This is a genomic window from Streptomyces niger, assembly GCF_000718305.1.
GTDB classification, from domain to species: Bacteria; Actinomycetota; Actinomycetes; order Streptomycetales; family Streptomycetaceae; genus Streptomyces; species Streptomyces niger.
This window is the reverse complement of record NZ_JOFQ01000008.1, coordinates 512,167-526,580: the sequence shown is the minus strand read 5'-3', so window position 1 is coordinate 526,580 and position 14,414 is coordinate 512,167. Positions and strand designations below refer to the sequence as shown.

The window sequence follows — 14,414 nt, the reverse complement described above, 5'->3', positions numbered from 1 at the left end:
CAGCAGGAGAACCAGCGTGCCCAAGCACCTTCGTACGGTCCTGGCCACCGCAGCCGCGGCGTCCCTGACCGGCGCTCTGCTCACCCTCTCCACCGGCCCCGCGGCCGCCGCAGGGAGCGGCCTGCAGGGCGACTTCAACGGCGACGGCTACCGCGACCTCGCCGTCGCGGCCCCCGCCGCCACCGTCGCCGGCCACAAGAACGCCGGCGCGGTCACGATCCTCTACGGCTCGGCCACCGGTGTCTCCGCCGGCCGGCACGCCACCTTCACCCAGGACACCGCGGGCGTCCAGGGCGCCGCGGAGACGGGTGACATGTTCGGCTCGGCCACGGCCGCGGGCGACTTCAACTCCGACGGTTACGCGGACCTCGCCGTCAGCGCCCCGTACGAGGACGTCTCGGGCGACACCGACGGCGGCACCGTACAGATCCTGTGGGGCGCGGCCGGTGGCATCACGCGCACGGCCACGGTCCCCGACCCGGCCCCGACCAAGCACGACCGCTTCGGCAACGCGCTGGCCGCGGGCGACTTCGACGGCGACAAGAAGGCCGACCTGGCCGTCGGCACCAGCTCCGCGACGCTCCGCGTCTTCAAGGGCGGCTTCACCTCGGCAGGCGTCTCCGCGGCCAAGTCGGCGGTCGCGCTGCCGATCCTCGGCGGCACCGACACCGGCATCCTCCAGCTCACCGCCGGCGACGTCACCGCGGACGGCCGCACCGACCTGGTCGTCGACGGCTTCGAGAACGCCGCGGACGACGGCGAGAACTACTACAACGCCAACTACTACGTGCCCGGCTCGGCCTCCGGCCTGTCCGGCTCCGCCGCGCGCAAGCTGCCGGCCGGCTTCATCACCGCCATCGGTGACACGGACGGCGACGGCTACGGCGACCTGGTCACCGGCATGCACTGGGACGCCGACATGGTGCCCGGCAGCACCAAGGGCGGCAAGGTCAACGTCATCTACGGCTCGGCGAGCGGACCCACCGGCCGCATCGACTCCATCACCCAGGAGTCCGGCGCGGTGCCGGGCAACTCCGAGCGCGGCGACAGCTTCGGCTATGAGGTCTCGCTCGGTGACATCGACGGTGACGGCAGACAGGACCTGGCGATCGGCGCGGCGGGCGAGGACATCGACGGCGTCACCGACACCGGCGCGGTCACCGTGCTGCGCGGCTCCGCCTCCGGTATCGACACCACGCAAGGAGTCCAGTACTTCCACCAGGACACCGCGGGCGTGCCCGGCGCCTCGGAGAACGGTGATCTGTTCGGCACCGAGGTCTTCCTCTCCGACGTCAACGGCGACGGCAAGGCCGACCTCACGGCCGGGGTGAGCTACGAGAACGACGGCAACGGCTCGGTCGTCCACCTCCCGTCCGACGGCACCCGCATCGGTACCGCGGGCGCCCGCTCCGTCTCCCCGAGCGCGGTCGGCGTGCCGACCACCGGAAAGCCGCAGTTCGGTGCCATCATGGCGGGCTGACCGCGCGCTCCCCGCGGCCCCGCCGGGAACCCCCTAGGGGATGTCACAGGTCGGCAGCAATGCCCGTCCTGTCCGCCCTCTCCCGCCTGCGGGCCGCCGGGACCAGGTACGTTCGAACCGTGGCTGGATTCAGGATGGGTCGCGGGCGGAACTCCGGCACCGCGCAGCAGGGGCAGCAGGGCCAGGCCCCGTACGGTCAGCAGGCTCCCTACGGTCAGCCGGCTCCGTACGGGGCGCCGACGCCGTACGGTCAGCAGCAGGCGCCGTACGGTCAGCAGGCTCCGCCGCCCGCTCAGGGACAGTGGCAGCAGCACGGCGCGCACGGCGGCGGCCAGGGCACCGGGCCGCACGGCGAGCCCGAGTACTTCGGCGACCCGGGGCACGCCCCGCAGCAGTCGCCCTACGGCAGCGCCCCCCGCTCGGACGCGCCGGGCCACACCCAGCAGTTCAGCCTGGGTGAGGCACCGGACGCGTACGGCGACCAGTACGGCAACGACGCGTACAGCGGCGGCAGCACCTACCAGGCCGGCCAGTCGGCCGCGCCGCCGGCCGGCCCGCGGCTGCATTGGAAGCAGCTGCTGAGCGGCATCGTCATGCGGCCCGACCAGACCTTCTGGCAGATGCGCGACTACGCGGTGTGGGCCCCGGCCCTCATCGTGACCTTCGTCTACGGCCTGCTGGCGGTCTTCGGCTTCGACACCGCCCGCGAGGACGTGCTCAACGCCACGCTCTCCCAGAGCATCCCGTGGGTGCTGATCACCGGCGTGATGTTCGTGGTCGGCGGGCTGATCCTGGGTGCGGTGACGCACACCCTCGCGCGGCAGCTCGGCGGCGACGGCGCCTGGCAGCCGACCATCGGCCTGTCCATGCTGATCATGTCGATCACGGACGCGCCGCGTCTGCTCTTCGCGATGTTCCTGGGCGGCGACAGCACGCTCGTGCAGGTCATCGGCTGGCTCACCTGGCTCGCCGCCGCGTATCTCTTCACCACGATGGTCCGCCGATCGCACGATCTGCCCTGGCCGAAGGCGCTGGGCGCCTCCGCGATCCAGCTGGTCGCCCTGCTGGCCCTGGTGAAGCTGGGCACGCTGTAGCAACGGCGGCAACCGCCACTCGCGCCGGCGACACATCCTGAGGCAGGGCCCCGTTCCCGAGGGAACGGGGCCCTGTCACGTACGGACCGCAGCTCGGCCGCCAGAACTCCCGCTCGGCCCGCGCCGGTTCACGCGCGCAGATACGTCGCGTCGTACGCGTTGCCCTACGTCATGTTTCACGTGAAACGCTGCGTAGCCGCACCCTCACACTCCTGCAGTCGCACCGCGTCCTTTGCCGAGGCCAGCGTCAGGCACAGGTCGCGGGCCGCCTCCGGACGAATGGTCTGTCCGTCCTTCACGAACCGCTGGTTGGCCGCGCCCGAGCAGTTCCACAGCACCAGCCCGGCACCGGCTTCGTACTTCGCCCCCGGCACGTCCAGACACCGGTCCTGCGTCAGCTCCACGTGTACCGACCGCCGGCCGCTGTCGTACCACCAGCCCTGATTCCGCTGACCGTTGCAGTCCCAGCCGGCGACCTTCGTGCCGTTGCGCGAACTGCCGCCGGTCGCGTCCACGCAGCTCGCCGTGGCGTCGTTCTTCAGCGGCCGGTACGCGTCGTCCCAGGCTCCCGCGTACAGCTCGGGCTTCCCCGTGCTTGCCGGGTCCGCGCAGGACGCCTCGCGCAGACCGGAGGCGTAGAGCTGGGTGAGGCAGGAGGCGAAGGCGGCATGTCCGCGCGCGTTGGGGTGGAAGGACTGGCGTACGGAGTTGACGTCCGGCGGGAACGGATGCGAGAGGTCCACGTACAGGCCCCGCGCCCAGGCGTCCTCCATGCACACCTCGTGCCCGTGGAAGAGCCGCGAGTTGTCCAGGTACACGGCGCCCGACTCCCGGGCGGCCGTGCGCATGCCCTTCTCGAAGGCCGGGACGGCGGCGTTCCGTCCCCACGCCGAGTCGGAGGTGTACCCCGTGCAGCCGCCCGGCAGCTTCCCCGGGAAGTTCGGGTTGTCCTCGACATCCGGTCCGATGGGGCTCGGATACCCCATCACCACGAGCTTGTAGTCGCCGTCCGCATACCCGGCGTCCCGCATCACGGCCCGCAGGTCACCCACCGTCCGCTCGACCTTGGGCACCAGCCCGTCCACCCGCGCCTGCCACCCCGGCGCGTACTTCGGCTCACAGGTCCCCTGCAGCGTCAGCCAGCGCGTGACGCAGTCGGTCATCACCGGCCCGAACTGCAGGTCGTCGTTGGCCCCGGCCACCAGCACGACCATCTTCAGCCGGGTGTTCCGCGCCTTGATCGCCAGACTGTCGCTCTGCACCAGCTCATCGGCGTACTGCTTCGCGCCGCCGGCCTCGATGTTCCCGGTGTACGCACCCGAGCAGGACACGTTGTACGTCACATCAGCGGCGATGCCGGTGCGGTGGATGGCCGCGTCCGGCGACCGGTGGCACCAGTTGTCCGGCCCGTCGGTCCCCGGCTCGTACGTCCCGACACCCTCCCCCGAGATCTCACTGTCCCCCAGCGAGATCAGCGAGGTCTTGCGCTGCTCCATCGGGCGTTCGGCCGGATCCCCGTACAGCCGGGTGGCCTCCTCGGCCCTGATCTTCTCCAGCTCGGGCGGCAGCGGCTTGCTCTCCGCCGCGGCCCGCGCCCCGTACGACGGCTGCGCCGCCACGCTCGTCCCCGTACCGGCGACGGCCGTGCCACCGGTCAGCACCATCACGGCGGCGGCTGCGGTCACCAGCCGCCGCCCTCGTCTCGCACGCACCATTGGGCCTCCCCTCCGGTCTGCTGTTACCGCCGGTTTCTACTCGTAGGTAGAACCCGGCGGAACACCCGGCACAGGATTGGCCCGATTTCGTCCTGAGGCTCAACCGGCCCGCAGGCCGGCGGACTTCACGCGTCGAGGACCTGGCCCTCGCGCCGGACGACCGGCGGCTCGACGCTCCACGGGAAGTTGATCCAGTCGTCCGTGCGCTGCCAGACGTACTCGCACTTCACCAGCGACTGCGACTTCTCGTAGATCACCGCGCTGCGGACCTCCGCCACGGTGTCCTTGCAGAAGTCGTGGACGAGCTTCAGCGTCTTCCCGGTGTCGGCGACGTCGTCGGCGATCAGCACCTTCTTGTCGCTGAAGTCGATCGCGTTGGGCACCGGCGCCAGCATGACCGGCATCTCCAGCGTCTCGCCGACCCCGGTGTAGAACTCCACGTTCACCAGGTGAATGTTCTTGCAGTCCAGCGCGTACGCAAGACCACCGGCCACGAAGACCCCGCCCCGCGCGATGCTCAGCACCACGTCGGGCTCGTACCCATCATCGGCGATCGTCTGCGCCAGCTCACGAATGGCAGTGCCGAAACGCTCGTACGTCAGATTTTCCCGCACGTCAGTCACGTATCTCTCTCAGCCCTCTAGCGATCCCGCCCCGCGGCGCGACTCCCCTGCGAGCGCGCCACCGGGCCACTGCTTTCCCCCGCCGCCGTACGGTCCTCGGACCCGCCTCAGACCTGCGTACGGTGGAAGTTCTTGTACGACCGCGAGGGCGTCGGCCCGCGCTGCCCCTGGTAGCGGGAGCCGTACCGCTCCGACCCGTACGGGAACTCGGCCGGCGACGTCAGCCGGAACATGCACAGCTGCCCGATCTTCATGCCCGGCCACAGCTTCATCGGCAGCGTCGCGACGTTGCTCAGCTCCAGCGTCACGTGGCCGCTGAAACCGGGGTCGATGAACCCGGCCGTCGAATGCGTCAGCAGCCCCAGCCGCCCCAGCGAGCTCTTGCCCTCCAGCCGGGACGCGATGTCGTCGGGCAGCGTGATGACCTCGTACGTCGACGCCAGCACGAACTCGCCCGGATGCAGGATGAAGCACTCGCCCTCCTCGGGCACGACCTCCCGCGTCAGATCGGGCTGCTCGACGGAGGGGTCGATGTGCGGGTACCGGTGGTTCTCGAACACTCGGAAGTACCGATCGAGGCGCACATCAATACTCGACGGCTGGACCATCGACTCGTCGTAGGGATCGATACGCACCCGGCCCGCGTCGATCTCGGCCCGGATGTCCTTGTCTGAGAGAAGCACGCCACGAGGATACGCGTCCGGTACCCGGGGCTCCGCATCCCGCTTCCGCCCCGCCTCGCCACCCCTGCCGTCCTGGCCCGTCCCGGCCCACCGCGCTCCGCCCGCCCCCGGACAGCCGTGCGGGCCCGGCCCCCTCCCAGGGGGACCGGACCCGCACGGCCTTCGTCAGCGCTTCTCCATCTGCACAGGGACCGCGTGGCGCAGCCGCGCACAGCGCGGGCACCGCAGCAGCCGACCGGGACCGAGCCGGTCGGTGGTCTGCATGGGGAACGAAGCGGTGCTGAACACGTGCCCCTCGGCACAACGGACGACGGTGCGCTCCATCAAGTCCCTCTCCCAAACGCATGGACAACAAAAGCCACATTAGGGGATGAACTGGGCGCACTCCCAGGCGGCACTCCGAACCGGGGAAGAGTCCCCACCGTACGCCTCAACTCCCGCACCCCGCACCCCGCGTACGACCCCCGCGCCGCCCCCGCACATGACAAAAGCCTCACGGTCAAATGCACCGGAGGCCAGGGATGAGGTACAGTGTGCGACGATGCACCGCCCTGCAAGATCAGGCGGTCACGCGGGTGTAGTTTAATGGTAGAACATGAGCTTCCCAAGCTCAGAGCGCGGGTTCGATTCCCGTCACCCGCTCCAGAGTGAAGCCCCGGGCCAGTGGTCCGGGGCTTTGTTGTTGTCGGGGGTGGGGGCGTCAGTCGGTGACGGTGGACCAGACGGTGGCCTGGGCCATCACGCCGTCGGTGAAGTTGTTGCTGGTCGAGGTGATCGTCAGGACGGCGGTGCGGCCTTCCTGTGTGGCGACGCACACCACCGTGCCCTTCGCCACCTTCACTTGCCGCACGCCCTGAGTGGCGATCAGGTCCGCGCATTCCTGACGTGTGGGCATACCGGTGCCGGGCCAGAGGGCCAAGTTGGATTCGCCGGTTCGGCCCGAGAGCCGCGGCGGGTCGACCAGGCCCAGGTCGACGTCCTCGCCGTAGGTGCTGGCCTTGATCTTCGGCGGTTTCTCGTCGAGGTACGGCCCGTCCTCGGCGATTCGGACCGGGCCGGTCCACTGGATGCCGCCGGGGTCGGAGGTGAGCGAGGCCTCCGGAGCCGGTGCGTCCGAAGCGCCCGTGGCACCCGAAGCGTCGGGGGAGGGAGTTCCGGATTCCCGCGTCGCGCCGGGGGCGGGGGCGGCGCCGGACGGGGTGTGTGTTGACCGTCCCTCGGGGTCGGGATCGGCGGTGCCGTCGCGGTACTTCCACAGGGCCAGCGTCAGCGCCCCGCCGAGCAGTACCAGGACGGCGAGTGCCGCGAGGGTGATCCGTAGCCGGTTCCGGGGGTTTCCGGGCGGTGGGCCGTAATGGTTGATCTGGACGCTGTGTTCGCCGTGCTGCGCCGCGGTGGAGCCGTGGAAAGAGTTGCCGGACAGCCCGCCGCCGGAGTCCTTGGCCACCGTCACGCCTCCGACGTGAAGTGGTTGACCTGGTGATTGCCGTCCCCGACCTGGAACGCGGTGGGACCGTGGAAGGTGTTGCCGGACACCGCGCCGTCTTCCTGCCGCCCGCGACCGGCCCGTTCGTCCAGCAGGGCCTGCAGCTCGGCGGCTACGACGGCCCGCTCCTCCTCGGGCAGCGATTCGAGCAGCAACTCGAAACGGGTCCGCCAGGAGACGCCTTCGGCGATCCGGACACCGTCTTCCTCACCCTGGCCGGCCGACTCGACAGCCGTGGCCGTCCGGTCGAGCCGCTCCAGTTCCGCGCGCTCGCGCTGCGGGTCCCCGCGGCCGCACAGCCGAGCCACCCCCGCGCGCAGGGTGCCCCATGCGTCGGTCCCAGCGGCCTGGGCCAGCGCCGTACCGCCCGCTGCCGCCACCGCCATGAACGTCTCCGTGAGCATGCGTCCCTCTCCCCCGGCGATCCGATGCCGAGTTCACCGTAGCCGCGTACGGCACACCGGTCACCTGAGAAATCGAAATGCAGTCAGGGGAGTTGGGCACCGGCAGGGGAGTTGAAGGTTTTCAGCGGAACTGGCGGGCTACCTGGGGGAGGGCTCTGCGGACGCTGGTGTTGTGGTCGGCTTCGCCGAGGTCGGTGAGGTGGCTCGGTGCGCCGTGGGCGGCCAACTGAGCTCGGCAGTGCTGGGCGTTGGCGTAGGCGACGTCCTTGTCACCCGTCGCGTGGTACAGGTGCACGGTGACGTCCGGGCGCCAGTCGCAGGTGGTGTCCAGGGCGTTCAGGCGGCGGCGCAGTTCGCCCGTGGGGTGGCGGACCTTCGCCAGGAACGCTTCGGTGAAGAGGTCCTTCGAGGTTGGTGGGAGGGCGGCGGCTATTTCCGAGGAAGTGTGGTCGCCGTCGAAGAGGGTCTCCACGGTCGTGTCGTAGGGGGCGCGGAACGCCTCGGGCGGTGTGTCGTACAGGCCGTACAGCCGGTTCCAGGCGACGGTGAAGTAGGCGAGGTAGAGCGAGGACCGGACGATGTCGTCGTTCGCGGCGGCGGCTTCGAAGGCACTGAGGTCGAAGGGGCCGGAGATCGGGGCGAGCGCGCCCAACCGGAAGAACGGGTCGACGCGCTGCTGGAGGGCCCGGCCGACCATCATCGTGGCGGGGCCGCCCTGGGAGAAGCCGCTGACCTGTACGCGCCGGGACACGGTGCGGCCGTCCTCGCGCACGACGGCGCGTGTCGCCCGGAGTGCGTCGATCGCGGCGTTGACGGTGGCCCGCGGGTCGCCGTACGGGTGCGTACCCGGGCCCTCGCCCAGTCCGAGGTAGTCCGGTGCGGATACGGCCTTGCCCGTCGCGGCGAACAGCAGCGCCGCGGCCCGGTCGGTGGAGTTGTCGTTCACCGAGGCCACGTCGCCGCGGTACACGGTGGTGCCGTGCAGCCAGGACACCGGCCGGAGGTGGCGGCGGCCGGTGTCGGGCACGGCCACCAGGGCGCTGGCGGTGGTGGGCGCGCCTTGAGCGTCGAGGGTCCGGTAGACGACGCGGTGCGCCCGTACGCCGTACCGCACCTGTGCCGCGTCGATGCCCGCCTTCTCCAGTCGGGCGGCGACCTCCCGCGCCGTCAGGCGGGCCACTTCGGTGACGGAGACGACGGTGCCGCGAGTGCCGCGAGTGCCGCGAGTGCCGCGGGTGCCGTGGGTGCCGCGAGTGCCATGGGCGCCGCGGGCGCCCGGCCGGTGATCTGTGGCGGGACCGGACGCGGACGGACGGGCGCCGGAGCTGTCGGTGGGAGCGACAGCGGTGGCAGTACGAGCAGTACGAAGGGTGACGGTCGGAACAGTCGCGGTGTCGGTGGCGGTGGCGGGTACGGATGGTGCGAGCGAGCCCGCGGCGCATGCGGTGGCGAGCACCGCGGACGCGGCGAAGCGTCGGCCGCGGGAGCGAGTCGATGTCATGCCCTTACTTTTTCGCTCCTGACCCGTACGCCACATCGGGGCAAGCCCCCTGAGTCGAGCGGGGGTTTACCCCCGACGGGAGGGGGAGGGATGCGCACCGCCGGACCGGCCCCGCTCGGCACCCCTCGCTCAGCGCCCCGCTCAGCACCCCGCTCGGCGCCGCGCTCAGCGTCCCGCGCGGCGGGCGACGTCGCGGGCCCAGAGGATGAGCGGGGCCTGCAGGGGGAGGCGGGCGAGGGCTGCGGTCTTCAGGGGGGCGGGGCGGTGGCGCCAGTCGACGGCCATCTGGACGTTCGCGGGGAAGACACCGACGAAGAAGGCGGCCGTGGCCAGCGCCGCCACCCTCCGTGTCCGCGGGTGCGCCACGCCGGCCGCGAGGGCCAGCTCGGCCACGCCGCTCGCGTACGTCCAGCCGCGCGCCGAGCCGGGCAGGGCGCGCGGCACGGTCGTGTCGAACGGCTTCGGCACGGCGAAGTGCAGCACCCCCGCACCGGCCAGCAGGCCCGCGAGCAGTTTGGGCGAACGTGCGGTGCGATCGGCGGTGCGGTCAGCGGTGCGGTCGGCGGTGCGGGACATGGCGCCTCCAGTACGGGCCGAGGGGCGGGCCGCCACGAGTGGCCCGGGAAGCGCGACATTACTCCGGAGTAAGTTGGCCCGTAAGAGACTCCGGGCCCGCCGTGACCGGCGTCACCGCGCGCGTCACCGTTCGTGGATGTGCTGGTCCCGGCCCGCTTGGTAGACCCGGCCGGAGCCGGAGGCCGTCGCGCGCTGGGTGATCACCGGAGCCGCCGGTGGCGTGTCGGGGGAGACCTCGTCGAGCAGGGCCCGGAGGTCGTCGGCGACGTCCGAGCGGGCGGCGAGGAGCCGGCGGATGCGGCCCTGCCAGTCCCGGCTCAGCTCCTCCTCGGTCTCCTCGTCGGCCGCGTCGCGGGCCGCGAGCAGGTCCTCGCGGGTGGCCTCCAGCTCGGCCGCGACGGCGTCGGCGCGGTCCGGGCGGGCCCGCCGCCACAGTCCGACGACCCCGTCGCGTACGCCCTGCCAGGCTTCGGTGGCCATCAGGGTGACGAGCGTCGTGCCGGCGGTGCCCGCCAGCGCCGCGATCTCCGGATCCATCCGCGTTCCCCCTTCGCGCGCGGCGGCCGTCCGCCGCCTCCTGCCCGCACGGTACGTGACGGGCCCTCCTCCCGTGGAGATCCCCTGGCGGTCCGCCGGCATTCCTCTTCCGGTCACGGGTACCGCGTACGCCGGCCGATCCTGCGTTGCCGGGTGGCGCCCCGGCTCCCAGCATGGAAAGGGTCGGTTCGACGGGTAAGCCGGAGAAGGGTTGATACATGCGGGATGCACCGAGGACCGGGACGGCGGCGGACAGCGGTGAGCGCGCCGCCGGCACGCTGTCCGACGAGGACGTGCGGGCGCTGGACGCCCACTGGCGGGCGGCGAACTACCTCGCAGCGGGCCAGATCTATCTGCTGGACAACCCTCTTCTGCGCGAGCCGCTGACACCCGAGCACATCAAGCCCCGACTGCTGGGTCACTGGGGCACCTCGCCCGGGCTCAACCTCGTCTACACCCACCTCAACCGGGTGATCGTCGAGCGCGACCTGGACGCGATGTGCATCTGGGGCCCGGGGCACGGCGGTCCCGCGGTGGTCGCCGGGTCCTGGCTGGAGGGCAGCTACTCGGAGATCTATCCGGACGTCGCGCAGGACGAACCGGGCATGGCGCGGCTGTTCAAGCAGTTCTCGTTCCCGGGCGGGGTACCGAGCCACGTCGCCCCTGAGACGCCGGGCTCGATCCACGAGGGCGGCGAGCTGGGGTACTCGCTGGCGCACGCGTACGGCGCCGCCTTCGACAACCCCGACCTGGTCGTGGCCTGTGTGGTCGGCGACGGCGAGGCGGAGACCGGGCCGCTGGCCACGTCGTGGCACTCGAACAAGTTCGTGGACCCGGCGCACGACGGCGCCGTGCTGCCGATCCTGCACCTGAACGGCTACAAGATCGCCAACCCGACGGTGCTCGCCCGGCTGCCCGAGGAGGAGCTGGACGCGCTGCTGCGCGGGTACGGACACGACCCGGTGTACGTCACCGGCGACGACCCGGAGGCCGTGCACCGCGCCCTCGCCGACGCCATGGACCGGTCGCTGGACCGCATCGCCGCCATCCAGCGCGCCGCCCGCGACGGCTCCGCCACCGCGCCGCCCGCGCGGCAGCCCTGGCCGATGATCGTGCTCCGCACGCCGAAGGGCTGGACGGGGCCGCGCGAGGTCGACGGCAAGCCCGTCGAGGGCACCTGGCGCGCCCACCAGGTCCCGCTGGCCGCCACCCGCGAGAATCCCGAGCACCTGCGCCAGCTGGACCGCTGGCTGCGTTCCTACCGTCCTGAGGAGCTCTTCGACGAGCGGGGCGCACCGCGCGAGCAGGTGCTGCGCTGGGTGCCGAAGGGCCCGCGCCGGCTGGGCGCCAATCCGCACGCCAACGGCGGGCAGTTGACCCGGTCGCTGCCGCTGCCGCCGCTGACCGAGTACGCGGTACCGGTCGAGCGCCCCGGTACCGAGTTGCGCGAGCCGACCAAGGTGCTCGGCAAGCTGCTGGAGCGGATCATGGCCGACACCGCGGAGAGCCGCAACTTCCGCCTGGTGGGCCCGGACGAGACGGCCTCGAACCGGCTGCAGGCGGTGTACGAGGCCTCCGGCAAGAACTGGCAGGACGAGCTCCTGGACACCGACGAGGACCTGGACCGGCACGGCCGGGTGCTGGAGATCCTCTCCGAACACACCTGCCAGGGCTGGCTGGAGGGCTACCTGCTCACCGGCCGGCACGGCCTCTTCTCCTGCTACGAGGCCTTCGTGCACATCGTCGACTCGATGGTGAACCAGCACATCAAGTGGCTGAAGGTCACCGGCGACCTGAACTGGCGCCGCCCCATCCCGTCGCTCAACTACCTGCTCAGTTCGCACGTCTGGCGCCAGGACCACAACGGCTTCTCGCACCAGGACCCGGGCTTCGTCGACCACGTACTGAACAAGTACCCGCCGGCCGTCCGCGTCTACCTGCCGCCGGACACCAACACCCTGCTCTCCGTCACCGACCACGCGCTGCGCAGCCGGGACTACGTCAACGTCATCGTGGCGGGCAAGCAGCCCACCTTCGACTGGCTGGACATGGACCAGGCGATCGCGCACTGCGCGCGGGGCGCGGGCGTGTGGGACTGGGCGGGCACCGAGCGCGGCAGCGCCTCCCCGGACGTGGTGCTGGCCTGCGCGGGGGACGTGCCGACCCAGGAGGTGCTGGCAGCGGCCGCGCTGCTCCGCGAGCACCTGCCGGACCTCGCCGTACGCGTCGTCAACGTCGTCGACATCGCGCGGCTGCTGCCCAGCGGGGAGCACCCGCACGGCATGACGGACGCCGAGTACGACGCGCTGTTCACCGCCGACCGGCCGGTGATCTTCGCGTACCACGGCTATCCGTGGCTGATCCACCGGCTGGCGTACCGGCGTACCGGCCACGCCCACCTGCACGTCCGCGGCTACAAGGAGCAGGGCACCACGACCACCCCGTTCGACATGGTGGTGATGAACGACCTGGACCGGTTCCGGCTGGTCATGGACGTCATCGACCGGGTGCCGGGGCTCGCCGTACGGGCCACGGCGCTGCGCCAGGAGATGCAGGACGCGCGCCAGCGGCACCACGACTACATCCGGCAGCGGGGCACCGACATGCCGGAGGTCGCGGACTGGAAGTGGCCGTACGAGTGACCGTCGGAGCCGCCGACACCGGCGGCTTCGTCGCGTAGCCGCCGGTGTCGGCCGCATGACCGGCAGGACAGGGGCCGGTCGGGCGTCGGGCGGGGCGGGCGCCGGACCGCAGTCCGCCGGCGCCCGCCACCGCCCGGCCTACGGGAATGCCCGACGAGGGCTGCCGGGCCCGCCGGGCATTCCCGGGTCTAGCTCGCCTGGGGCACGAGGTCCCAGGCGGGGAAGGGGTCGTCGTACGCCGCCCAGGCCACCGGCCCGTCGGCCAGCTCGCCGGCGGTGAGCAGGGCGTCGGCCAGCGCCTCGCGCAGCGCGTCGGCCCGCAGCCCGGTGCCGATGAAGACCAGCTCCTGGCCTTGCACGGCCGGCCGGTCCTCGGCGGTGTCGTCATGACCGTGCTCATGGCCGTGCTCATGGCCGCGGCTGTCGTCAGTGCCGTGATCACGGTCGTGCTCGTACCCGTGCTCGTGGTCGTGGTCGTGTACGCCCGAGGGTTCGAAGCGGGCGACCGCGCCTGCCTGGGACCACAGGCCGGTGACGTCGGGCCGGGTGGCGAGCGTGAAGAAGCCCTTGGAGCGCAGGACGGTGCCGTACGCGCCGGCGTCGAGCGGCCCGGTGATCAGGTCCCAGAGCCGCCCGGGGTGGAAGGGCCGCGGGTCGCGCAGGACCACGGACGAGATGCCGTACTCCTCCGTCTCCGGCACGTGGTCGCCGTTGAGCTCGGCCACCCAGCCCGGCGCCTGCTCGGCCCTGGCCAGGTCGAAGAGGCCGGTGTCGAGGACCTCGGCGACGGGGACCTCGCCGCGCACGGTCCGCAGGACGCGCGCCGCCGGGTTGAGCCGCCGCAGCGTGGCCGCCAGCCGGTCGGCCTCGCCCTCGGACACCAGGTCGGTCTTGTTCAGCAGGAGCACGTCGGCGAACTCGACCTGGTCGACGAGCAGATCGCTGACGGTCCGCTCGTCGTCGGCCACGGGCGCGATGCCGCGCGCCACGAGGTCGTCGCCGCGGCCCAGTTCGGCGGTGAAGTTCACCGCGTCCACGACGGTGACCATGGTGTCCAGGCGGGCGAGGTCGGTGAGCGAGGCGCCGTCGTCCCGCGTGAAGGCGAAGGTGGCGGCGACCGGCATCGGCTCCGAGATGCCGCTGGACTCGATGAGGAGGTGGTCGAAGCGGCCGGCGCGGGCCAGTCGTTCGACCTCTTCGAGCAGGTCGTCGCGGAGCGTGCAGCAGATGCAGCCGTTGGTCAGCTCCACCAGGCGCTCCTCGGTGCGGGAGAGCGCGGCGCCGTCCCGGACGAGCGAGGCGTCGATGTTGATCTCGCTCATGTCGTTGACGACGACCGCGACCCGCAGACCTTCGCGGTTGGCGAGCACGTGGTTCAGCAGGGTGGTCTTGCCGGCGCCGAGGAAACCGGAGAGGACGGTGACCGGCAGCCGGCCTTCGGTCGGCGTGTGGTGCATACCGAGACCGTAGCAGTTGATAATCATGTTCAACAAGGGCCCGGTGAGTGCGCCGAAGAACTCCGCAGATCCGGTGGAAGGACGCGTACGGGAACACCGGCGCTCCGAGCCCGGACACGCTTTCAAAAGTTCGCCCGTACGCGGAAGTTGCTCGCCGGTAGGAAGCGGATAGGGTGCAGTCGATCTTCGCTTGTCCTGCGCCCGCAGGGCTGTTTG

General features: G+C 71.6%; 13 protein-coding genes and 1 tRNA gene. 4 read left to right on the top strand and 10 right to left on the bottom strand.

Annotated features, from left to right (window positions below; translation table 11 throughout):
* The first annotated feature begins 16 nt into the window (after nucleotides 1–16).
* Both IF20_RS18795 and IF20_RS18790 read left to right on the top strand, forming a co-directional pair.
* On the top strand, nucleotides 17–1,480 hold the full coding sequence (locus tag IF20_RS18795; protein WP_052866335.1) for an FG-GAP-like repeat-containing protein: 1,464 nt from the start codon (nucleotides 17–19) through the stop codon (nucleotides 1,478–1,480).
* 134 nt (nucleotides 1,481–1,614) lie between these two features.
* A complete protein-coding gene (locus tag IF20_RS18790; protein WP_052866334.1) occupies nucleotides 1,615–2,574 on the top strand; it encodes a Yip1 family protein in 960 nt (319 codons plus the stop codon).
* 176 nt (nucleotides 2,575–2,750) lie between these two features.
* Here IF20_RS18790 and IF20_RS18785 read toward each other — a convergent pair whose 3' ends face one another.
* The 4 genes from IF20_RS18785 to IF20_RS39240 all read right to left on the bottom strand — a co-directional run bounded on the left by IF20_RS18785 (nucleotide 2,751) and on the right by IF20_RS39240 (nucleotide 5,919).
* Nucleotides 2,751–4,289: a ricin-type beta-trefoil lectin domain protein gene (locus IF20_RS18785; protein ID WP_052866333.1), complete on the bottom strand. Its 1,539-nt coding sequence runs from the start codon at nucleotides 4,287–4,289 to the stop codon at nucleotides 2,751–2,753.
* A gap of 125 nt (nucleotides 4,290–4,414) precedes the next feature.
* Nucleotides 4,415–4,912, bottom strand: coding sequence for a phosphoribosyltransferase (locus IF20_RS18780; RefSeq protein ID WP_052866332.1), 498 nt, complete (start codon nucleotides 4,910–4,912; stop codon nucleotides 4,415–4,417).
* A gap of 107 nt (nucleotides 4,913–5,019) precedes the next feature.
* Nucleotides 5,020–5,595, bottom strand: a complete 576-nt coding sequence (dcd, locus tag IF20_RS18775) for a dCTP deaminase (protein WP_052866331.1) — start codon at nucleotides 5,593–5,595, stop codon at nucleotides 5,020–5,022.
* 165 nt (nucleotides 5,596–5,760) lie between these two features.
* Nucleotides 5,761–5,919 carry a hypothetical protein gene (locus tag IF20_RS39240; RefSeq protein ID WP_169746141.1) on the bottom strand — a complete coding sequence of 53 codons (159 nt, stop codon included), beginning with the start codon at nucleotides 5,917–5,919 and terminating at the stop codon, nucleotides 5,761–5,763.
* Between the two features lie 247 nt (nucleotides 5,920–6,166).
* Here IF20_RS39240 and IF20_RS18770 point away from each other — a divergent pair.
* A tRNA-Gly gene (locus tag IF20_RS18770) sits at nucleotides 6,167–6,240 on the top strand.
* Nucleotides 6,241–6,295: 55 nt separating this feature from the next.
* On the opposite strand, the gene IF20_RS18765 is transcribed toward IF20_RS18770, so the two are convergent.
* The 5 genes from IF20_RS18765 to IF20_RS18745 form a co-directional block, all read right to left on the bottom strand.
* The gene (locus IF20_RS18765) at nucleotides 6,296–7,048 is read right to left on the bottom strand and encodes a hypothetical protein (RefSeq protein ID WP_199896647.1); all 753 of its coding nucleotides are present in this window, start codon (nucleotides 7,046–7,048) and stop codon (nucleotides 6,296–6,298) included.
* A complete protein-coding gene (locus tag IF20_RS18760; RefSeq protein WP_052866329.1) occupies nucleotides 7,045–7,485 on the bottom strand; it encodes a hypothetical protein in 441 nt (146 codons plus the stop codon). Before IF20_RS18760 ends, IF20_RS18765 begins: the two co-directional genes overlap by 4 nt.
* A 121-nt stretch (nucleotides 7,486–7,606) precedes the next feature.
* The gene (locus IF20_RS18755) at nucleotides 7,607–8,986 is read right to left on the bottom strand and encodes an alpha/beta hydrolase family protein (RefSeq protein ID WP_199896646.1); all 1,380 of its coding nucleotides are present in this window, start codon (nucleotides 8,984–8,986) and stop codon (nucleotides 7,607–7,609) included.
* A gap of 165 nt (nucleotides 8,987–9,151) precedes the next feature.
* On the bottom strand, nucleotides 9,152–9,562 hold the full coding sequence (locus IF20_RS18750) for a DoxX family protein (protein ID WP_052866327.1): 411 nt from the start codon (nucleotides 9,560–9,562) through the stop codon (nucleotides 9,152–9,154).
* A 123-nt stretch (nucleotides 9,563–9,685) separates the two neighbouring features.
* Nucleotides 9,686–10,099, bottom strand: a complete 414-nt coding sequence (locus IF20_RS18745; RefSeq protein WP_052866326.1) for a hypothetical protein — start codon at nucleotides 10,097–10,099, stop codon at nucleotides 9,686–9,688.
* Nucleotides 10,100–10,317: 218 nt separating this feature from the next.
* On the opposite strand from IF20_RS18745, the gene IF20_RS18740 reads away from it, so the two are divergent.
* On the top strand, nucleotides 10,318–12,741 hold the full coding sequence (locus IF20_RS18740; RefSeq protein WP_052866325.1) for a phosphoketolase family protein: 2,424 nt from the start codon (nucleotides 10,318–10,320) through the stop codon (nucleotides 12,739–12,741).
* Nucleotides 12,742–12,929: 188 nt separating this feature from the next.
* Here IF20_RS18740 and IF20_RS18735 read toward each other — a convergent pair whose 3' ends face one another.
* Nucleotides 12,930–14,198, bottom strand: coding sequence for a GTP-binding protein (locus IF20_RS18735; protein ID WP_052866324.1), 1,269 nt, complete (start codon nucleotides 14,196–14,198; stop codon nucleotides 12,930–12,932).
* Nucleotides 14,199–14,414 lie beyond the last annotated feature (216 nt).

What these genes read in the sequence shown, in the direction of transcription:
- IF20_RS18745 (WP_052866326.1), bottom strand. Translation starts at nt 10,099, where the DNA reads ATGGATCCGGAGATCGCGGCGCTGGCGGGCACCGCCGGCACGACGCTC.
- IF20_RS18760 (WP_052866329.1), bottom strand. Translation starts at nt 7,485, where the DNA reads ATGCTCACGGAGACGTTCATGGCGGTGGCGGCAGCGGGCGGTACGGCG.
- IF20_RS18755 (WP_199896646.1), bottom strand. Translation starts at nt 8,986, where the DNA reads ATGACATCGACTCGCTCCCGCGGCCGACGCTTCGCCGCGTCCGCGGTG.
- IF20_RS39240 (WP_169746141.1), bottom strand. Translation starts at nt 5,919, where the DNA reads ATGGAGCGCACCGTCGTCCGTTGTGCCGAGGGGCACGTGTTCAGCACC.
- IF20_RS18740 (WP_052866325.1), top strand. Translation starts at nt 10,318, where the DNA reads ATGCGGGATGCACCGAGGACCGGGACGGCGGCGGACAGCGGTGAGCGC.
- IF20_RS18790 (WP_052866334.1), top strand. Translation starts at nt 1,615, where the DNA reads ATGGGTCGCGGGCGGAACTCCGGCACCGCGCAGCAGGGGCAGCAGGGC.
- IF20_RS18750 (WP_052866327.1), bottom strand. Translation starts at nt 9,562, where the DNA reads ATGTCCCGCACCGCCGACCGCACCGCTGACCGCACCGCCGATCGCACC.
- IF20_RS18785 (WP_052866333.1), bottom strand. Translation starts at nt 4,289, where the DNA reads ATGGTGCGTGCGAGACGAGGGCGGCGGCTGGTGACCGCAGCCGCCGCC.
- IF20_RS18735 (WP_052866324.1), bottom strand. Translation starts at nt 14,198, where the DNA reads ATGCACCACACGCCGACCGAAGGCCGGCTGCCGGTCACCGTCCTCTCC.